15 protein-coding genes and 1 pseudogene are annotated in these 19,839 nt (G+C 56.7%); 4 read left to right on the forward strand and 12 right to left on the reverse strand.

What is annotated here, in order from left to right; translation table 11 throughout:
- Positions 1-5 precede the first annotated feature (5 nt).
- Complete coding sequence (gene csiE, locus ABIE11_RS07840; protein WP_107703108.1) at positions 6-1,283, forward strand: stationary phase inducible protein CsiE; 1,278 nt, start codon at positions 6-8, stop codon at positions 1,281-1,283.
- Here csiE and ABIE11_RS07845 read toward each other — a convergent pair.
- Both ABIE11_RS07845 and ABIE11_RS07850 read right to left on the reverse strand, forming a co-directional pair.
- Positions 1,278-2,426, reverse strand: a complete 1,149-nt coding sequence (locus ABIE11_RS07845; RefSeq protein WP_123427064.1) for a 3-phenylpropionate MFS transporter — start codon at positions 2,424-2,426, stop codon at positions 1,278-1,280. The genes csiE and ABIE11_RS07845 overlap by 6 nt on opposite strands.
- 72 nt (positions 2,427-2,498) lie before the next feature.
- On the reverse strand, positions 2,499-2,702 hold the full coding sequence (locus ABIE11_RS07850) for a hypothetical protein (RefSeq protein ID WP_429184242.1): 204 nt from the start codon (positions 2,700-2,702) through the stop codon (positions 2,499-2,501).
- Positions 2,703-2,926: 224 nt separating this feature from the next.
- Between ABIE11_RS07850 and ABIE11_RS07855 the strand changes: the two genes are divergently transcribed.
- A complete protein-coding gene (locus ABIE11_RS07855) occupies positions 2,927-3,349 on the forward strand; it encodes a DoxX family protein (protein ID WP_107703106.1) in 423 nt (140 codons plus the stop codon).
- Between the two features lie 49 nt (positions 3,350-3,398).
- On the opposite strand, the gene glyA is transcribed toward ABIE11_RS07855, so the two are convergent.
- A complete protein-coding gene (gene glyA / locus ABIE11_RS07860; RefSeq protein WP_100779297.1) occupies positions 3,399-4,652 on the reverse strand; it encodes a serine hydroxymethyltransferase in 1,254 nt (417 codons plus the stop codon).
- A 304-nt stretch (positions 4,653-4,956) separates the two neighbouring features.
- On the opposite strand from glyA, the gene hmpA reads away from it, so the two are divergent.
- Complete coding sequence (gene hmpA / locus ABIE11_RS07865; protein WP_429184243.1) at positions 4,957-6,135, forward strand: NO-inducible flavohemoprotein; 1,179 nt, start codon at positions 4,957-4,959, stop codon at positions 6,133-6,135.
- 78 nt (positions 6,136-6,213) lie between these two features.
- Here the strand turns inward: hmpA and glnB are convergent, their stop codons facing one another.
- From glnB to purL, 5 genes are all read right to left on the reverse strand, one after another.
- A complete protein-coding gene (gene glnB / locus ABIE11_RS07870; protein WP_002914032.1) occupies positions 6,214-6,552 on the reverse strand; it encodes a nitrogen regulatory protein P-II in 339 nt (112 codons plus the stop codon).
- 80 nt (positions 6,553-6,632) lie between these two features.
- Positions 6,633-7,970, reverse strand: a complete 1,338-nt coding sequence (gene glrR, locus ABIE11_RS07875; protein ID WP_100779295.1) for a two-component system response regulator GlrR — start codon at positions 7,968-7,970, stop codon at positions 6,633-6,635.
- Positions 7,967-8,731 carry a two-component system QseEF-associated lipoprotein QseG gene (gene qseG / locus ABIE11_RS07880; RefSeq protein ID WP_102104988.1) on the reverse strand — a complete coding sequence of 255 codons (765 nt, stop codon included), beginning with the start codon at positions 8,729-8,731 and terminating at the stop codon, positions 7,967-7,969. Before qseG ends, glrR begins: the two co-directional genes overlap by 4 nt.
- Complete coding sequence (gene qseE / locus ABIE11_RS07885) at positions 8,728-10,161, reverse strand: two component system sensor histidine kinase QseE/GlrK (protein ID WP_429184244.1); 1,434 nt, start codon at positions 10,159-10,161, stop codon at positions 8,728-8,730. The genes qseG and qseE overlap by 4 nt, the downstream gene beginning before the upstream one ends.
- 568 nt (positions 10,162-10,729) lie before the next feature.
- Entirely contained in the window at positions 10,730-14,617 is a 3,888-nt protein-coding gene (purL, locus tag ABIE11_RS07890) for a phosphoribosylformylglycinamidine synthase (protein ID WP_429184245.1), read from the reverse strand.
- Between the two features lie 251 nt (positions 14,618-14,868).
- On the opposite strand from purL, the pseudogene mltF reads away from it, so the two are divergent.
- Positions 14,869-16,434: pseudogene (mltF, locus tag ABIE11_RS07895) on the forward strand (membrane-bound lytic murein transglycosylase MltF); the annotation flags it as partial.
- Here the strand turns inward: mltF and tadA are convergent.
- Genes tadA through murQ form a run of 4 tightly spaced genes read right to left on the reverse strand, consistent with a single transcriptional unit; the run spans position 16,322 to position 19,793 of the window.
- Positions 16,322-16,861, reverse strand: coding sequence for a tRNA adenosine(34) deaminase TadA (gene tadA, locus ABIE11_RS07900; RefSeq protein ID WP_107703097.1), 540 nt, complete (start codon positions 16,859-16,861; stop codon positions 16,322-16,324). The pseudogene mltF and the gene tadA sit on opposite strands and share 113 nt — an antisense overlap.
- Positions 16,862-16,885: 24 nt before the next feature.
- Positions 16,886-17,521: a phosphatidylglycerophosphatase C gene (yfhb, locus tag ABIE11_RS07905; RefSeq protein WP_312070254.1), complete on the reverse strand. Its 636-nt coding sequence runs from the start codon at positions 17,519-17,521 to the stop codon at positions 16,886-16,888.
- Between the two features lie 3 nt (positions 17,522-17,524).
- Positions 17,525-18,886: a PTS transporter subunit EIIC gene (locus ABIE11_RS07910; protein WP_129035587.1), complete on the reverse strand. Its 1,362-nt coding sequence runs from the start codon at positions 18,884-18,886 to the stop codon at positions 17,525-17,527.
- A 13-nt stretch (positions 18,887-18,899) separates the two neighbouring features.
- A complete protein-coding gene (gene murQ, locus ABIE11_RS07915) occupies positions 18,900-19,793 on the reverse strand; it encodes an N-acetylmuramic acid 6-phosphate etherase (RefSeq protein ID WP_102104993.1) in 894 nt (297 codons plus the stop codon).
- Between the last annotated feature and the right edge of the window lie 46 nt (positions 19,794-19,839).

The raw sequence follows: 19,839 nt of genomic DNA on the forward strand, positions 1-19,839 counted from the left end.
GACAGATGATGACGACCCTCGAAAACCCATCTGTGCTTTCCAGTTCGCAGCGCCGCTGCCAGGTGCTTTTGATGCTTTACCTGCCAGGTATTGCCGTGACCCCGCAAAGTATTGTTGATATCAATGGGGTGGACGACGACATTGCACGGCAAGATATAGCCGAGACACGCGATGAGATCCAGCGCTATCACCGGCTGAACATCGTGACGCATCATGACGGCAGCTACCGAATTGAAGGTACGACGCTCGATCAACGTTTATGCCTGCTGCACTGGTTGCGACGGGCATTGCGGCTGTGTCCGCATTTTATTACACAACAGTTTACCCCGGCGCTCAAAACCGAGCTTAAACAACTCGGCATTGCGCGTACGCTGTATGACGATACCAATTTGCGCGCGCTGATCAACTTCTGTTCGCGCCGCCTGCAGCGCCACTTCGAGTGCCGCGACGTGCAGTTTTTGCAGCTCTATCTGCAGTATTGCCTGATTCAGCACCATCTGGGGCAGACGCCGCAGTTCTCCGCTGTTCAGCGCCACTGGGCGCATTCGCGCGGTGAATATCTGGCAGCGCAGGAGATTGTCCGCCACTGGCAGCGCCGCGTGCGGCAAAGCCCCCATGCCGATGAGCCGCTGTTTCTGTCGCTGCTGTTTATGATGCTACGCACGCCCGATCCGCTGCGCGATGCGCATCAACTGGATCAACGCCTGCGCCACGCCATCTCGCGGATGATCGGGCGCTTTCGCGGGCAAACAGGAATGCGCTTTAGCGACGAACAGGGGCTGACGGATCAGCTGTACATCCATCTTTCCCAGGCGCTGGACCGCTCGCTGTTTGGCGTTGGTATCGACAACAGTCTGCCCGAAGAGATCGGTCGCCTCTATCCGCGCCTGATGCGCACTACCCGGGATGTGCTGTTTGAAGTGGAAGCAGAATTTGGCCTGCGGTTTTCCGATGAGGAGATGAGCCTGGTGGCGGTGATTTTCGGCGCCTGGCTGATGCAGGAGACCGACCTGCATGAAAAACAGGTGGTGCTGTTAACGGGCGATGATAAAGCCTGCGAAGTGATGATTGAAGAGCAGCTGCGCGAGCTGACGCTGCTGCCGCTGAATATCCGCTATGTGTCGCTCCAGACGTTTCAGAAGGACGGCGCACCGCGCGAAGCGGCGCTGATTATTACTCCGTACCCTACCGCCCTGCCGCTGTTCTCGCCGCCGCTCATTCATGCCGTAGAGACGTTGAATGCGCAGCAGCAGGAACATATACGCGCCATGCTGGAATCATAGCGCTTCGCTGCGCGCTGCCACTTTGGGACGTACCACCATAGCCGGCAGCGCCACCAGCGCCATCACCCAGAACACGCCGTGGCCGAGGTGCTGATAGAGGAAGCCCGCAAACACCGTCATCACGGCGATACTGCCGCCCATCGCCACCGCCGAATAGACCGCCTGGAGACGAATCACTTCGCTGCCCTGACGCGCAGCGATGTAGCGCATCGCCGCCAGATGGCACACCGTAAAGGTACCGCAGTGCAGGATCTGAGCCACAATCAGCCAAGGGAGATCGGTGGTCCAGCCCATAATGCCCCAGCGCAACACGCCGCAGACGGCAGAGAGCAGCAGCAGATCGCGCGCACCAAAACGGCGGAACAGCTTCTTGCTAAGAGCAAAGATAATGACTTCCGCCACCACGCCGAGCGACCAGAGATAGCCCACCGCCGACGCGGAGTACCCCGCCCCCTGCCAGTAAATGGCGCTAAAACCGTAGTAGGCCGCGTGAGCGCCCTGCAGCAGACAAACACAGGCCAGAAAACGCCAGCTCTGTTTAATCAGTGACCGCCACGCGGCCCAGCCGGTGCTCTCCTGATGACGGCTTTCGCCCTGCGGTTTCACCGACGGCTGCAGCAACATCCCCAGCAGCATTGAGGCAATACCGACGCTTAACAGCGCCAGAATCGCCCGATAGTCGTAGAGACTGACCAGTTTGCCCACCAGCGCCGAGCCAATCACAAAGGCGATGGACCCCCACAGGCGCACGCGTCCGTAGTCCATCGTCACCTGTTTTTGCCAGGTGTTCGCCAGCGCGTCCGTCAGCGGTACCAGCGGCGAGAAGAAGAGGTTAAAGCCGACCATCACCACCATCAGCCACGCAAACTGCTGATTCACCCAGAAGCCCGCGAGGAACACCAGCGTTAGTAGCGCGAGAATACGCATGGCCTTAATCAACAGAGAGGGATCGCTGACGCGCGGCGCAATCAGCAGGCTACCCAGGAATCGCGCCACCAGGCCTGCACCCAGCAGAATGCCGATGGTTTCCGGTGTCAGGCCGATACCTTTGAGCCAGACGCTCCAGAAAGGCAGAAAAATACCGTAGCTAAAAAAGTAGGTAAAATAGCTGAGCGCCAGCCAGCGCGTGGAATGCAAACCCATGAATCCCTCCCGTTTTGGAGGCGCTAGTCTGGCGCTAAAAAGGGGCCGACGCAAGCGGCTATTAACAGCTGATTAACAGGAATTTGCCGTTGATTCGGCGGCAATTTCTGTGGCTAAACGGGTACGCTCAACCTGGGCTAACGTTGCTAAATCCGGTTGTCCGGCCTGATGACGGGTATTCACCGGATGGCGCTGAGGTTCGCGGCATAAGCGTGGTTCACCCGACATTCGAAACAGCATCAGCCACGGAGTTTGCGATGATATTGTGATAACCATCACATTACCTCTGACAGACAGCGCCTGTTTATTCGCTCCTGAAACGCTTTCGTCGACGGAGTATCGAGATTGCATTCAGGCCGCCAAAAGCGGGAACGGGGCGAAATGCACGGGGACTCGGAGCAGACTTGCGAAGGGTTAAGCGGCTGATAATTTGGTCTTATGGCGGAGTTACCGGTTGTGTATTAGCTTTATGATAAGCCCCATCCAATAACGAGCCTGCCATGAACACTCTACGCTATTTCGATTTCGGACAGTCCCGCCCGCTGGTACTGCTGATTGCACGTATCGCGATTGTTGTGTTGTTTATTATTTTTGGTATTCCGAAAATGACCGGTTTTGATGGAACGGTGCAATATATGACGTCGCTCGGCGCACCGATGCCGATGCTGGCGGCCATTATTGCGGTGATCATGGAAGTGCCCGCCGCGATTCTGATTGTGCTCGGGTTCTTCACCCGGCCGCTGGCGCTGCTCTTTGTCCTCTATACGCTTGGTACAGCGGTGATTGGTCACCACTACTGGGATATGAGCGGTGATGCGGTTATGCCTAACATGATTAACTTCTACAAGAATATCAGCATTGCCGGCGCGTTTTTGTTGCTGGCCGTGACCGGGCCGGGGGCGATATCCATCGACCGTCGCTAGATAATATAAAGGCCGCTTACGCGGCCTTTATTATTTCTGTGAGCAAGAATTACGCGTAGACAGGGAAACGTGCGCAGATATCCAGCACTTTACCTTTAACACGTTCGATCACAGCTTCATCGTTGATGTTGTCGAGAACATCACACATCCAGCCAGCCAGCTCTTTCACTTCCGCTTCTTTGAAACCGCGGCGAGTGACAGCCGGAGAACCGATACGGATACCGGAGGTCACAAACGGGCTCTTCGGATCGTTTGGTACGCTGTTTTTGTTAACGGTGATGTTAGCGCGGCCCAGCGCGGCGTCGGCTTCTTTACCGGTCAGGTTTTTATCAACCAGATCCAGCAGGAACAGGTGGTTCTCAGTGCCGCCAGAAACCACTTTGTAACCGCGGTTCAGGAACACTTCCACCATCGCTTTCGCGTTTTTCGCCACTTGTTGCTGGTAAACTTTGAACTCTGGCTCCATCGCTTCTTTCAGGGCAACGGCTTTCGCTGCGATAACGTGCATCAGCGGGCCGCCCTGAGCGCTTGGGAAGACGGCAGAGTTCAGTTTTTTGTACAGATCTTCGTCACCACCTTTCGCCAGGATCAGGCCGCCGCGCGGACCCGCCAGGGTTTTGTGGGTCGTGGTGGTGACAACGTGTGCATGTGGAACCGGGTTCGGGTAAACGCCTGCTGCGATCAGACCGGCGACGTGCGCCATATCAACGAACAGGTATGCGCCGATGCTGTCTGCGATTTCACGCATTTTTGCCCAGTCAACCACGCCGGAGTAAGCAGAGAAACCGCCGATGATCATCTTCGGTTTGTGGGTCTGCGCCTGCTTCGCCATGTCTTCGTAGTCAATTTTACCGGACTCATCAATACCGTAAGGGATGATGTTGTACAGCTTACCGGAGAAGTTAACCGGGGAACCGTGAGTCAGGTGGCCACCTTGCGCCAGGTTCATACCGAGAACGGTATCGCCCGGCTGCAGCAGCGCGGTGTAAACCGCGAAGTTCGCCTGAGAACCAGAGTGCGGCTGTACGTTCGCGTAGTCTGCGCCAAACAGCTCTTTAGCACGGTCAATCGCCAGTTGTTCAACGATATCAACGTATTCGCAACCGCCGTAGTAGCGTTTGCCCGGGTAACCTTCTGCATATTTGTTGGTCAGCTGAGAACCCTGCGCCTGCATTACGCGCGGGCTGGTGTAGTTCTCGGAGGCGATCAGTTCGATGTGCTCTTCCTGACGTACTTTTTCCTGCTCCATAGCCTGCCACAGTTCGGCATCATAATCGGCAATGTTCATTTCACGCTTTAACATCCGCATCTCCTGACTCAGCTAACAATAAAATTTTGGCCTGAAAAGGCTGTCCTGATAGACGACGGGCAACAGTATAACCGAATAGTGTTGCGATAACAGGTCTTGACAAAGGATTTTACGCAAACGTTTACCTACCCGCCACGCAAGGGTTTGAGGAATAAAGACCTCGCGATTTTCAATGGATTTCTTTTCAGGTTTGTGATGCAACTATTTCATCATGCAAAGAACCATTTACAAAGCAGGGCTATTTTTTATAAGATGCATTTAAAATACATCATTAGAGTAACAATCGAAGGAAGTTGCTATGTTAGACGCTCAAACCATCGCTACCGTTAAAGCCACTATTCCCCTGCTGGTCGAAACCGGACCGAAACTCACCGCCCATTTTTACGATCGCATGTTCGCTCACAACCCGGAGCTGAAAGAGATTTTCAATATGAGCAATCAGCGCAACGGCGATCAGCGCGAGGCGCTGTTTAACGCCATCGCCGCGTATGCCAGCAATATTGAAAATCTGGCCGCGCTGCTGCCTGCGGTTGAGAAAATTGCCCAGAAGCACACCAGTTTCCAGATTAAACCTGAGCAGTACGATATCGTCGGCAGCCACCTGCTGGCGACGCTCGACGAGATGTTCAGCCCAGGCCAGGAAGTGCTGGACGCCTGGGGCAAAGCCTACGGCGTGCTGGCGAATGTGTTCATCAATCGTGAAGCGCAAATCTACAGCGAGCACGCGACGAAAAACGGCGGCTGGGAAGGCACGCGCGCGTTCCGTATCGCCGATAAAACCCCGCGCAGTGCCCTGATCACCAGCTTTGAATTTGAACCCGTGGATGGGCTTCCGGTTGCAGATTATCAGCCGGGTCAGTATCTCGGCGTATGGCTAAAACCAGAAGGGTTCCCGCATCAGGAAATTCGTCAGTACTCTCTGACGCGTAAAGCGAATGGAAAAGGCTATCGTATTGCGGTGAAACGTGAAGACGTCGGTCAGGTTTCTCACTGGCTGCATAATCACGCCAGCGTCGGCGACGTGGTGCATCTGGCGGCACCGGCGGGTGATTTCTTTATGGCGGTAGAAGCGAACACGCCTGTCACATTGATCTCAGCGGGTGTCGGCCAAACGCCGATGCTGGCAATGCTCGATACCCTCGCAGCGGCAAACCACAGCGCCCAGGTGAACTGGTTCCACGCGGCGGAAAACGGCCAGGTACATGCCTTTGCGCAAGACGTTAAAACGCTGGGTGCCACGCTGCCGCGCTTCACCTCTCACATCTGGTATAACAAACCGGAAAGCGATGACGTGTTTGATAGCGCAGGGCTGATGGATTTACGGACTCAGGAAGGGGCGTTCAGCGATCCGGCCATGCAGTTTTATCTCTGCGGTCCGGTCGGCTTTATGCAGTTTGCCGCGAAGCAGCTGGTTGAATTGGGCGTTAAAGCAGAGCAGATCCATTACGAATGCTTTGGTCCACACAAAGTGCTGTAACGCAAAAAGCCCCTTTCATAGGGGCTTTTTATTACGCCTGGCAGTTCGCTCTACCCGGCCTGTGACATCGACGCCGTCTTAAATCGCTGCGTCGTCTTCTTCACCGGTACGAATACGGATGACGCGCGCCACGTCAAAGACGAAGATCTTGCCGTCACCGATTTTACCGGTCTGCGCCGTGCGGATAATGGTATCCACGCAGGTATCGACGATATCGTCAGTCACCACAATTTCGATTTTCACTTTCGGCAGGAAATCCACCATGTACTCTGCGCCACGGTACAACTCGGTATGACCTTTCTGGCGACCAAAGCCTTTCACTTCGGTGACTGTCATCCCGGTGATACCGACTTCCGCCAGCGCTTCACGCACATCATCCAGTTTGAAAGGTTTAATAATCGCATCAATCTTTTTCATGGTGGGTCCTTAAACGCTCGCCTGTCTGTAGCCTCGTAATCGATTGCTCACAGTATCATAGTCAGTCAAATTTTGCGGTACTACTCTTTAAAATCGTTCGCTTCCAGCTCGTGCCGCGACAGCAGTTTGTAGAACTCAGTGCGGTTACGCCCGGCCATACGTGCAGCGTGGGTGACGTTACCCTTGGTGATCTGCAGCAGCTTACGCAGATAGTTGAGTTCGAACTGGTTACGCGCCTCGACAAACGTGGGCAGCGCGGTGTTTTCCCCTTCCAGCGCCTGGTCCACCAGCGCATCGCTGATCACCGGCGAAGAGGTAAGCGCCACGCACTGCTCAATCACGTTAACCAGTTGACGCACATTGCCCGGCCAACTGGCGGTCATCAGGCGTTTCATGGCGTCGGTGGAGAACGCGCGCACGAAGGGTTTGTGGCGATCCGCTGACTGGCGCAAAAGATGGTTCGCCAGCAGGGGAATATCTTCGGAACGTTCCGCCAGAGCGGGGATTTTCAGGTTTACGACATTAAGACGGTAGTAGAGATCTTCGCGAAACTCTTTGCGCTCCATCGCTTTCGGCAGGTCGCGGTGCGTGGCCGAAATAATGCGCACATTAATATCGATATCCCGGTTGCTGCCGAGTGGGCGCACTTTGCGCTCCTGCAACACGCGCAGCAGTTTGACCTGCAGCGGCGCAGGCATATCACCAATTTCATCAAGAAACAGCGTGCCACCTTCCGCCGCCTGGAACAGCCCTTCACGGCTGCTGACCGCGCCGGTAAAGGCCCCGCGTGCATGACCAAAAAGCTCAGACTCCAGCAGCTGTTCCGGCAGCGCGCCGCAGTTGATGGCGATAAAGGCATTTTTACTGCGCGGGCTGGCGTTGTGGATGGCCTGGGCCAGAATCTCTTTCCCGGTACCGCTCTGGCCGTTGATCAGCAGGCTGACGTCCGACTGGGCCACCATCCGCGCCTGCTCCAGCAAGCGGAGCATCACCGGGCTGCGGGTCACAATGGATTCGCGCCACTTCTCATCCACCGACGGCGCGGAGTGTTCCAGCGCATCGTCGATGGCTTTGTACAGCGCGTCTTTGTCCACCGGCTTGGTCAGGAAGCTAAACACCCCCTGCTGCGTGGCGGCGACCGCGTCCGGAATCGATCCGTGGGCGGTGAGGATAATCACCGGCATTCCAGGCTGCAGCTTCTGAATTTCCACAAACAGCTGCATCCCGTCCATCTCGTCCATGCGCAGATCGCTAATCACCAGATCGACCTTCTCGCGCCCCAGCGCTTTCAGTCCTTCAGCGCCGCTTTCGGCGGTGACCACGCTGTAGCCTTCGCTGACCAGACGCATTCCCAGCAGCTTGAGCAGGCCGGGATCGTCATCCACCAGCAGGAGATGGGCAGGTTTGCGGCTTGTCATGGCTTCACATCCTCTTGTTTCGGCGTCTCGCTCTCCTGCTCCGGCGTTTTCGCGGGCTGCGCAGTGCCTTTCGTATTATCCGGCAAATAGTTGCTGGACGGCTTGCGGGTGGAGAGCTGACGTTCGATATCCGTCAGGTTTTCCAGCTTGCGGGTGGTCGTATCAAGCTGGGAACGTAAGTATTGCTGCTGCTGGCGCAGGGTATCCAGTTCGCCGTCTGCGGACTGTTGCAGTTTGCTGTAGCGGAAGCGCTCTTCGGCGAGTTGCAGCTGTAGCACCTGCCCGTCACGCCACAGCTGATACAGAGGGCGGATCTGCGCCGGGATCTGCGGGCTGAGCGCATCCATCCGCGACGTATTGTTGCGACGCTCTACGGGATTAATTTTCGCATTGGCCAGCAGAATGCCGCGCTTAAAGGTGTCCTGCCAGGTGTCGTCGGCCCACTGATGCGCCTGTGCGCGCGCCACAGCAGGCGCGAGACGCTCGGCGCAATCCATGCCGCGCAGCCAGAACAGCGGGTTCGATTCGACATCATGGCCGTTGAGCTGCCAGACATCGTCGCAATCGGTGGAGAGGAAATCGGCCAGCTGATGTTCAGGTAATTTATCTTCTTGTTTATCGCTAATCGCACTTTTTGGCGTGTGCGCCACGCAGCCCGCCAGCAGCAGGCATGGCAGACCTAAGCGTAAAATTTTACTGGAAAACGTCGCGTTAACCGCGCGGAAAAAGACGTGTGACATACTCACCAGACTTAGATTCATTTCATTGATTTTTCCGGCTCAAGGGGCAGCTCAATGCGAAAACAAACATCAGCGCGATCGTCGTGGGAGATATATAACTCCCCGTGCATTCGCCGTATGCAATCGCGGGCAATGCTTAAGCCCAAACCGCTCCCTTTAACCGCACCTTTTCGCTGATGACTTCCCTGGAAAAAGGGCTCAAAAATCATCTTCTGTTCGTCATCCGGGATGGGACTACCGGTGTTGGCGACGTCAATACAGACCCGTGAATTGTGGGTAAAACTGCGAATATAAATGTTACCGGATTCAGTACCATAGTGCACCGCATTGGAATAAAGATTATCCAGCACACTCATTAATAGCATAGGTTCAGCAAAACAGACCGGCTCCTGGAGATCCAGGTCGGTATGCATCATTTTAGCTCGCGCAGGCAGGCTGTGGGCAGAGAGCACCATATCCACCAGCGGCTCAATCTCGACGTTTTCCAGCTCGACGGCACCGTCGGCCAGTTTGCGGTTGTAATCAAGCAGTTGCTCAATCAGCTTCTGCAGATTGCGGCTGCTGTCATCGAGAATCTCAACAATTTCTTTTTGCTCGGGGGTCAGCGGCCCCGCCACTTCGTCAGCCAGCAGCTCGGTGCCTTCGCGCATACTGGCGAGCGGCGTTTTCAGCTCATGAGAGATATGACGTAAAAACTGATGGCGCTGTGATTCCAGCCACTGAAGGCGCTCGGAGAGCCAGATGATGCGCTGACCGACGGATCGCAGCTCACGCGGGCCTTTAAACACGACGGTGTTGCCGAGGGATTTGCCCTCCCCCAGACGGTTAATCATCCGTTCGATGCCCTTCACCGGGCCGATGATCATGCGGGTAAACAGCAGCACCAGACCGAGGCTGACCAGAAACAGCACCAGCGCCTGCCAGCCAAAGAACTGACCGCGTTCGGCGATCTCCTGCTGAAGCTGTTGTCCGCGAGAGAATATAACGGTGCGCGTGGACTGCACCATCTCGGTATTGGCGTTAGCAAAGGCTTCGAGGCGTGCGGTCGCGACCTCGTCCGGCCCGCTATTTTTGCACTGCAGCTGCGCCAGATCGTTAAGATCCTGACGCAGCGCCTGATAGAGTTTGTCGTCAGGGAGAACGCCCGCATGTGCGTCGAGCATTTCGCTGTAGCGTTTGCGCTGGTTCTGATAGACCTTCGCCAGCGTGCGGTCGTCGAGCACGCAATACTGGCGGTAGCTACGCTCCATTTCCAGCGCGGCATTGGTCATCGCCTCGCTGCGGCGGGCATCGATCAGCGTTGTGCGGTTGGTTTGCGCCGCTTGAGCGCTGAGGGCATTGAGGCTCTGCCACGCCTGCCAGGCCAGAACCAGCAAGGGTAACAGGATCAGCATGAATGCCATCATAACGAGCTGTCGCAGGGAGCGAGGGAAAATTGACCAGCGTTTCAACGCATGACTCTCTCAATGTGGGTGTTGAGTGATGCTAACTGAGTCAGCCCGTCAGATACAACAAAGCCGGGTAAAAACCCGGCTTTGTTGCGAAAAGAGGCGGTGCCTTACTCGACGTTTCGCCCTGGGTCTGATAAAGCATCGCTATAATCAGTAGTTGGACGGCAGGCACCTTGTTGTGCGTCATTCGAAGTTTATGTAGCGCGTCCCGAAGGGGCTGACATAAGAGGGTGAATGAGCCACTGGTTAATATTATGCAACAGCCGTGCCAGAATGCAAAACAAATTATTATCATCATGATATTTAACACATTTATGGCAAAACAATGTTAGTTGCTGACTGAACGATTTCCAGGCTAAGTGTCGCTAATTAGATACACCTTCTCACCACTCTTACGCACCCATTTAAAATCAACGAGTTACATGTCTCCTTTTAGCGACATGGTTGTTATGCGTTTGTCGCATTTTTGCGACAAAAAAAACCCGATGGCGCTAGCGCTCACCGGGCCTCCGATTTAAGCCTTTTGAAAGCCGGGCAAACACAGTGCCGCCCGGCATTGACAGGCTGATTAACCTAACTGCTTACGCGCATTGCGGAAGATACGCATCCACGGGCTGTCTTCGCCCCAGTTTTCCGGGTGCCAGGAGTTGCTGACGGTACGGAATACACGTTCAGGGTGTGGCATCATGATGGTGGCGCGGCCGCTTTCGCTGGTCACGGCAGTAATGCCGTTTGCAGAGCCGTTAGGGTTTGCCGGATAGGTTTCCGTCACTTTGCCGAAGTGATCGACGAAGCGCAGTGCCACCAGCCCTTTGCTTTCGAGCGTAGCCAGATGCGCAGCATCGCGGACTTCCACCTGCCCTTCACCGTGTGAAACCGCAATCGGCATCTGCGAGCCCACCATCCCCTGCAGCAGCAGAGACGGGCTTTGGGTCACTTCAACCAGGCTAAAGCGCGCCTCGAAGCGGTCGGACTGGTTGCGCACAAAGCGCGGCCAGGCGTCGCTGCCAGGGATCAGCTCGCGCAGATTCGACATCATCTGGCAGCCGTTACACACGCCCAACGCCAGCGTCTGCGGACGGTGGAAGAAGGTTTCGAACTCATCGCGCACGCGATTGTTGAACAGAATGGATTTCGCCCAACCCTCACCTGCCCCCAGCACGTCGCCGTAAGAGAAACCGCCGCAGGCGACCAGTGCCTGGAAATCGTCCAGCCCGGTGCGCCCAGCCAGCAGGTCGCTCATGTGGACGTCGATAGCGTCAAAACCCGCACGGTGGAACGCTGCCGCCATTTCCACGTGGGAGTTCACGCCCTGCTCGCGCAGAACCGCCACTTTCGGACGCGCGCCGGTCGTAATGTAAGGTGCCGCCACGTCTTCGTTAATGTCGAAGGAGAGCTTCACGTTCAGACCCGGATCGCTGTCATTCGCTTTGGCTTCATGCTCCTGATCGGCGCACTCAGGGTTATCGCGCAGACGCTGCATCTGCCAGGTGGTTTCGGCCCACCACATACGCAACGTGGAGCGGCTTTCGCTGAACACCGCGTGACCGTCCGCTTCAATCACGAAGCGATCGCCGCTGACGGCTTTCCCCAGATAGTGTACGCAATCCGCCAGACCCTGCTGCGCCAGCAGCGCTTCAACGGCATCGCGGTCAGCAGCACGGACCTGAATGACCGCGCCCAGCTCTTCGTTAAACAGCGCCGCCAGACGGTCGTCGCCCAGCGAAGCGATATCTGCTTCCACACCGCAGTGGCCGGTGAAAGCCATCTCGGCCAGTGTCACCAGCAGGCCGCCGTCTGAACGGTCGTGATAGGCCAGCAGTTTGCGATCGGCTACCAGCGCCTGGATGGCGTCGTAGAAGCCTTTCAGCTGCGCCACGTCGCGCACATCTGCCGGTTTGTCGCCCAGTTGACGATAAACCTGCGCCAGCGCGGTGGCACCGAGAGCGTTATGGCCTTTGCCGAGATCAATCAGCAGCAGGGCATTATCTTCCGTAACCAGCTGTGGCGTGATGGTGTGACGCACATCTTCCACGCGGGCAAAAGCGGTGATAACCAGCGACAGCGGAGAGGTCATTTCGCGCTGCTTGTTGCCCTCCTGCCAGCGGGTTTTCATTGACATAGAATCTTTGCCGACCGGAATGGTGAGACCCAGCGCCGGACAGAGTTCTTCGCCGACCGCTTTTACGGCTTCATACAGACCCGCGTCTTCACCAGGGTGCCCGGCTGCGGCCATCCAGTTTGCGGAGAGTTTGATGCGTTTGATATCGCCAATCTGGGTCGCAGCAATGTTGGTCAGCGCTTCGCCGACCGCCAGACGGGCAGAGGCGGCGAAGTCCAGCAGTGCAACCGGAGTACGTTCGCCCAGCGCCATCGCTTCGCCGTAGTAGCTGTCGAGGCTCGCCGTAGTCACCGCGCAGTTCGCCACCGGGATTTGCCATGGGCCAACCATCTGATCGCGGGCCACCATACCGGTCACCGAGCGGTCGCCGATGGTCACGAGGAAGGTTTTTTCCGCTACCGCCGGGAGGTGCAGGACGCGATTCACGGCATCAGCAATGGCGATTCCACGCACATCCAGCGCTTTGCCCGCGGCTTTACGGGTTTGCACGTTGCGGGTCATCTTCGGCGTTTTGCCCAGCAGCACGTCAAGCGGCAGATCAATCGGCTGATTGTCGAAGTGCGGATCGTTCATGGTCAGATGCAGCTCTTCCGTCGCTTCACCAATGACCGCGTACGGTGCGCGCTCGCGGCGGCACAGTTCGTCGAACAGCGGCAACTGGTCCGCAGAGACCGCCAGCACGTAGCGTTCCTGGGATTCATTACACCAGATTTCCAGCGGGCTCATGCCTGGCTCATCGCTCAGGATATCGCGCAGGTTGAAACGCCCCCCGCGACCGCCGTCGCTCACTAGCTCCGGCATGGCGTTAGAGAGACCGCCCGCACCGACGTCATGAATGAACAGAATAGGGTTGGCATCCCCAAGCTGCCAGCAGCGGTCGATCACCTCCTGGCAACGACGCTCCATTTCAGGGTTGTCGCGCTGTACGGAAGCAAAATCGAGGTCTGCGTCAGACTGACCAGAGGCCATCGAAGAGGCCGCCCCGCCGCCCAGACCGATATTCATCGCCGGACCGCCGAGAACGATCAGTTTCGCGCCGACGGTGATCTCACCTTTCTGCACGTGATCGGCGCGGATGTTGCCAATCCCGCCTGCCAGCATGATGGGCTTGTGGTAGCCGCGCAGCTCTTCGCCGTTGTGGCTGTCGACCTTCTCTTCATAGGTACGGAAGTAGCCGTTCAGCGCCGGGCGGCCAAATTCGTTGTTAAACGCCGCGCCGCCCAGTGGGCCTTCGGTCATGATGTCTAGCGCCGTGACAATGCGCTCTGGCTTACCGAAATCTTCTTCCCACGGCTGTTCAAAGCCAGGAATACGCAGGTTAGAGACGGAGAAACCGACCAGGCCCGCTTTTGGTTTTGCCCCGCGTCCGGTTGCGCCTTCGTCACGGATTTCGCCGCCGGAACCGGTCGCTGCACCCGGCCATGGCGAAATCGCCGTCGGGTGGTTGTGCGTTTCCACTTTCATCAGGATATGCGCAGGCTCCTGATGGAATGCATAGCGCCCTGCTTCGCGATCGGCGAAGAAGCGGCCCACCTCAGAACCTTCCATCACCGCCGCGTTGTCTTTATAGGCAGACAAGACGTGGTCAGGCGTTTGTTCCATGGTGTTTTTGATCATTTTAAACAGCGACTTCGGCTGTTCTTCGCCGTCGATAACCCAGTCGGCGTTGAAAATCTTATGGCGGCAGTGCTCGGAGTTGGCCTGCGCGAACATATAGAGCTCGATGTCGTTCGGATTGCGGTTCAGCTTCACGAACGCATCCTGCAGGTAGTCAATCTCGTCATCTGCCAGCGCCAGACCCAGACGCAGGTTGGCATCAATCAGCGCCTGGCGGCCTTCACCCAGCAGATCTACGCTCTGAACGGGCGCAGGCTGATGGTGAGAGAACAGCTGTTGTGCATCATCCAGCGACGCGAAGACGCTTTCCATCATGCGGTCGTGCAGCTCAGCGGTAACGGCCTGCCATTGTTCAGCGGTCAACGTCGAGGCTTCAACGTAATACGCCACGCCGCGCTCCAGACGATTAATCTGGCTCAGGCCGCAGTTGTGGGCAATGTCAGTGGCTTTAGAAGACCAGGGGGAGATGGTGCCAGGGCGAGGCGTCGCAAGGATCAGTTTGCCGGTTGGCGTATGGCTGCTCAGGCTCGGGCCATACTTGAGCAGACGTTCAAGCTGCTCGCGCTGCTGCGCATCTAAGGGAGCATTCAGGTCAGCAAAATGGACATACTCAGCGTAAATATTGCTTACCGGAAGGTCGGCAGCCTGAAAACGTGCCAGCAGTTTGTTGATACGGAAGGCAGACAGTGCAGGCGAACCACGCAGAATTTCCATCATAAGTCTCTCGTCTTCGAAGCGCCTGAGGCGCTTACAGTGTGCGCAAGGGGAAAACGGGCGTCATTATAGAGAATCCTGAGCGCCGACGAAACCGTTTGCGTCGAAATAAAATCATCTCGTATTTTTATCCATAGGTGTGACCTGTCTCTCTAATTTGTTGCCAACTGTCGTAAGTTTGCGCAAAATGCCGCTCAATCAATGGCAAACCTTATTCTTTACATGGCTACAGCACACTGAGGCAACGCACGGCGCAGAGAATTAACTAATTGAAAAAATTAAAGATTAATTATCTGCTCATCGGCATTGTAACCTTGCTGCTGGCAGCGGCCCTCTGGCCTTCAATCCCCTGGTTCGGCAAAGCCGAAAACCGTATCGCCGCGATCCAGTCGCGGGGGGAGCTGCGTGTCAGTACCATCAGCTCTCCGCTGACCTACAACAACGTTAACGGCAAAATAACCGGTCTCGATTACGAACTGGCGCAGCAGTTTGCCGACTACCTGGGCGTAAAACTCAAAATCACCGTTCGCCAGAATATCAGCCAGCTGTTTGACGACCTGGATAACGGCGATGCCGATATGCTCGCCGCCGGGCTGGTCTATAACAGCGAGCGCAGCAAAAACTATCAGCCAGGGCCGACCTACTACTCCGTTTCTCAGCAACTCGTCTATCGCGTGGGCGGAGTGCGCCCGCGTACGCTTGCTGCCCTTAACGATCAGCAGCTCACCATCGCGCCAGGCCATGTGGTGATTGACGATTTGCGCTCCCTGAAAGAGAAGAAATACTCGGATCTCAGCTGGAAGGTCGACGACAAACTCGGCACTACGGCCCTACTGGAACAGGTAAAAGATAAAAAGCTGGCGTACACCATCGCCGATTCCGTGGCGATCAGTCTGTTCCAGCGTGTGCATCCGGAGCTGGCCGTGGCGCTGGACGTGACCGACGAACAGCCCGTCACCTGGTTTAGCCCTCTCGACGAGGATCAAACCCTCGCCGCCGCGATCCTCGATTTCTTCAATTCCATGAATGAAGACGGCACCCTCGCGCGGCTTGAGGAGAAGTATCTCGGTCACGGCGGCGATTTCGATTACGTCGATACCCGCAGCTTCCTGCGCGCGGTCGACAGTGTGCTGCCGGAACTCCAGCCGCTGTTCGAAAAATACGCCCAGGCGATCGACTGGCGCCTGCTGGCGGCAATTTCTTATCAGGAATCTCACTGGGACGCCCAGGCGACCTCACCCACCGGCGTGCGTGGCCTGATGATGCTCACCAAGAATACGGCGCAAAGTCTCGGCCTGACGGATCGCACCGACGCGGAACAGAGCATTAGCGGCGGCGCGCGTTATCTGCAGGATATGATGGCGAAAGTGCCGGAAACGGTGCCGGAAGAGGAGCGGATCTGGTTTGCACTGGCGGCATATAACATGGGTTACGCGCATATGCTCGACGCCCGCGCGTTGACCGCCAAGACCAAAGGCAATCCTGACAGCTGGTCTGACGTTAAACAGCGTCTGCCGTTACTGAGCCAGAAGCCCTGGTACAATAAACTCACGTACGGGTATGCGCGCGGGCACGAAGCCTACGCGTATGTGGAAAATATCCGCAAGTATCAGATAAGCCTGGAAGGTTATCTGCAGGAGAAAGAGAAGGAAGTGATGGAGGCAGAGCAGCTGGCGCAGAGCTATCCGGTGGTATCACCGAATGAGCTTAATCACCCGACGACTTCAATTCTGCCTTTTGTTGCTTTTTCTGCTGACGGCGCATTCGAAAGAAATCGCTTAGTAGCCCCGAACACTCTGGTGCAAGTACCCCACCGATAATCTGGACCTGGTGGTTCATGCCCGGATGACCGAGTACGTCCATTAAGGAACCCGCCGCGCCTGTCTTTTCATCCCGTGCGCCATACACCAGCGTACCGATGCGGCTGTGCACCATCGCACCAGAACACATCACGCAGGGTTCCAGCGTGACATACAGCGTTGTATCCAGCAGACGGTAGTTCTGCAGTACCAGTCCGCCCTGACGCAGAGCCATGATTTCGGCATGCGCAGTCGGATCGTGGCGCCCTATCGGACGGTTCCACCCTTCGCCAATCACCTGATTGTTATGCACCAGAACGGCACCCACGGGCACTTCGCCCTCATCCCAGGCGCGTTTTGCAAGGGAAAGCGCATGGCGCATCCAGTATTCATGATTGAGTTCAAGGTCAGACAACGAAAGGTACTCCAGTCGGAAAGCGGGCGGCATTATACACACCCGTTATGATTAACACTATTCCAGTTGCTGAAGTTCGCCTGAAGGGGTAACGCGCCAGCGGTGCTGGCAGAAATAGAGCAGCGGGTTGTCCTGCTTGCTGTCGCTGTAGCCGCTGTAAAGGCGCAGGGGCGTGCCGATTTTTTTCTCGAGCTGCACCACTTTCTCGTGCCCCAGACAGCGCAGCGTCAGCACCCATCCGCCGTAGGCGCGCCCCATTTGAGTGGCAATCAGATTCACGCGCGGCAACCACGGCGTGTCAAAATAGACCTGCTCCACCAGCGGCTGCGGCGAGCCGGTGATAAGCCAGATATCGGCGTCACTGGCGTTGAGGTACTCCGTCAGCCGGTTCTGAACCACCGGAAACGCGGTGACGTGCCCACGAAACCAGTGGACGAAATCCTGTTGCAGCTGGCTGAGCCGCGCGTCGCTGTGCCCAAAGGTGCAGCCCCATAACAGCAGGCTCATTGGCCAGCGCGCCGCGCGCCCTTTTATCAACAGTGCGATCCCGATAATCGGCAAAAGTGGCAGCACGAGCAGTGCGTTCAAGGGCTGGCGACGCAACAGATAGCGCATAAAACTGCCAAACATATCCTGCTGATGAAGCGTTCCATCCAAATCGAAAAAGACAACGCGGCGCTCGTGATTAACCAAACCTTACTCCTCTGGATCGTGGAATCCTAACAGCCAGGTAAACAAGAACCCGGCGATAATCGCTACCAAACAGCCTAACAGATAGAGCATGACTTTTCCGGTTACGATGGTTAATGCCAGCGGTAAACCGGAGATCCCGAAAGTAATAACGGTAGCCACTTTCCAGTAGCTGATCAACGCCCCACCCATCGCGCCCCCCAGACAGGCCGCGAGGAATGGTTTGCCAAGCGGCAATGTGACGCCGAAAATCAGCGGCTCACCGATGCCCAGCAATCCAACCGGCAATGCACCTTTGATCACTTTTTTCAGCCGGTCGTTGCGGGTTTTCAGCAGGATAGCAATCGCAGCACCGACCTGCCCCATCCCCGCCATCGACAGAATCGGCAGCAGCGCGTTGTAGCCGTGCGCCTGCACAAGCTCCACGTGAATAGGCACCAGCCCCTGATGCAGCCCGGTTAATACCAGCGGCAGGAAGGTCCCGGACAGCACCGCCCCCACCAGCAAACCACCACGATCGATAGCCATCGACGCCCCGTGCGCAATCGCCTCGGAGATCCAGCCGCCTAACGGCTGCAAGGCCACAATCGCCACCGTACCGGTGATCAGGGTGGTCAGCAGCGGATTGAGTATCAGCTCAATCGAGCCCGGCAGCAGGCTACGCAGACGCTTCTCGACCCAGCACATCAGGGCGACGACCAGCAGCACCGCGATGACACCGCCGCGTCCGGGCTGGAGCGCTTCGCCAAACAGGGTAATTTGCGCCAGCTGCGGGCTGGAGAGGATCCCCGCCATCACACCGCCCATCGCCATCGAACCGCCGTAGACTTTCGCCGCGTTGACCCCCACCAGAATGTTCATGATGGCAAACACTGCGCTACCAAAGATGCCCAGAATCCCCAGCAGGTTTGGATAATGGGTCGCAAAATCGCCGACGATATCCGGGCGTTTGAGGATATTGATAATCCCGGTAATCAGACCCGACGCGATAAACGCCGGGATCAGGGGAATAAAGACGTTGGCCAACTGGCGCAGCGCATCGCTCATCGGGGCTTTGTATTTGGCTTTGGCCTGCGCTTTGTTGCGATCCACATCGCCTAAAACCTCAGCGCTTTCACCGATCATCAGCGCACGCATCGCATCAACGACCTGCGCGGCTTTACCCGGCCCGACAATCAGCTGGTGCTGTGCGCCCTGCTTTACGTACCCGCTGACGCCGGGGAGCTTTTTCAGACGTGCCAGATCGAGCTGGCCGTCGTCCTGAACTTCGACCCGCACGCGCGTCATGCAGTTTTCGAGACGGCGGATGTTTTTCTCCCCGCCAATCCCCTGCAAGATGTCGCTGGCGAGCGCTGCTGTTTTTTCCATATACGCCTCAGTTTTAGTTTTGTAATGCAGCCCGCAAGAATCCCTGATGGGCTTCCAGTTTTGCGCGTGCCGCTGTGGCGTCCAGTCCGCTCAGAATCATCAGAATGGCCGGTTTAACGTCGTGATCGGTTTGTTGGAGAACAGCTTCAGCCTCTTCACGGCTGGCGCCGGTGGCTTCCACAACCATACGGCAGGCACGATCCACCAGCTTGATGTTGGTGGCTTTCATGTCCACCATCAGGTTCTGGTAGACCTTGCCGAATTTCACCATTGCCCCCGTGGAGATCATATTGAGTACCAGCTTTTGCGCGGTGCCCGATTTCAGGCGCGTCGATCCGGTCAGCGCTTCTGGCCCCACGACAGGAGAGATGGCAATCGCCGCAACCTGTGCAATCGGCGAACCGGGATTGCAGGAGATCGCCACCGTCGTGCAGCCCAGCTGTTTGGCATATTCCAGACCGCCGATGACATAAGGCGTGCGCCCGGATGCCGCCAGGCCGACTACCAGATCGTTTTTGGTCAGGCTCAGGGCGGCGAGATCATCCGCGCCCAGCTGTTTATCGTCCTCAGCCCCTTCGACCGCTTTCAACAGCGCCCCCGGCCCACCGGCAATCAGCCCAATCACCAGACCGTGCGGCACGCCAAAGGTCGGCGGACATTCAGAGGCATCCAGTACCCCGAGACGTCCGCTGGTCCCCGCTCCCATGTAAATAATGCGTCCACCGGCTTTCAGCGCGGCGGCGGCGGCATCAACGGCTTTTGCCACCTCAGGCAATGTCTCTTTCACTGCCAGCGCGACCAGCGTATCCTGTTGATTAAAACGGTTAACAAGATCGAGCGTAGAGAGCGCATCGAGATCCATAGTTTGCGGATTACGGGTTTCTGAAACGAGTGAGCCAAGATTCATTTTTTGTCCCTCAGGAATTTTTAATTCATATTAACCGTACTATAAT

It is taken from the genome of Lelliottia sp. 489 (genome assembly GCF_050435885.1).
GTDB lineage: Bacteria > Pseudomonadota > Gammaproteobacteria > Enterobacterales > Enterobacteriaceae > Enterobacter > Enterobacter nimipressuralis.

Excerpts from the sequence above, each read along its gene's own strand:
- csiE (WP_107703108.1), top strand. The coding sequence starts at position 6 with ATGATGACGACCCTCGAAAACCCATCTGTGCTTTCCAGTTCGCAGCGC.
- ABIE11_RS07845 (WP_123427064.1), bottom strand. The coding sequence starts at position 2,426 with ATGGGTTTGCATTCCACGCGCTGGCTGGCGCTCAGCTATTTTACCTAC.
- ABIE11_RS07850 (WP_429184242.1), bottom strand. The coding sequence starts at position 2,702 with ATGGTTATCACAATATCATCGCAAACTCCGTGGCTGATGCTGTTTCGA.
- ABIE11_RS07855 (WP_107703106.1), top strand. The coding sequence starts at position 2,927 with ATGAACACTCTACGCTATTTCGATTTCGGACAGTCCCGCCCGCTGGTA.
- glyA (WP_100779297.1), bottom strand. The coding sequence starts at position 4,652 with ATGTTAAAGCGTGAAATGAACATTGCCGATTATGATGCCGAACTGTGG.
- hmpA (WP_429184243.1), top strand. The coding sequence starts at position 4,957 with ATGTTAGACGCTCAAACCATCGCTACCGTTAAAGCCACTATTCCCCTG.
- glnB (WP_002914032.1), bottom strand. The coding sequence starts at position 6,552 with ATGAAAAAGATTGATGCGATTATTAAACCTTTCAAACTGGATGATGTG.
- glrR (WP_100779295.1), bottom strand. The coding sequence starts at position 7,970 with ATGACAAGCCGCAAACCTGCCCATCTCCTGCTGGTGGATGACGATCCC.
- qseG (WP_102104988.1), bottom strand. The coding sequence starts at position 8,731 with ATGAATCTAAGTCTGGTGAGTATGTCACACGTCTTTTTCCGCGCGGTT.
- purL (WP_429184245.1), bottom strand. The coding sequence starts at position 14,617 with ATGATGGAAATTCTGCGTGGTTCGCCTGCACTGTCTGCCTTCCGTATC.
- tadA (WP_107703097.1), bottom strand. The coding sequence starts at position 16,861 with ATGCCGCCCGCTTTCCGACTGGAGTACCTTTCGTTGTCTGACCTTGAA.
- ABIE11_RS07910 (WP_129035587.1), bottom strand. The coding sequence starts at position 18,886 with ATGGAAAAAACAGCAGCGCTCGCCAGCGACATCTTGCAGGGGATTGGC.
- murQ (WP_102104993.1), bottom strand. The coding sequence starts at position 19,793 with ATGAATCTTGGCTCACTCGTTTCAGAAACCCGTAATCCGCAAACTATG.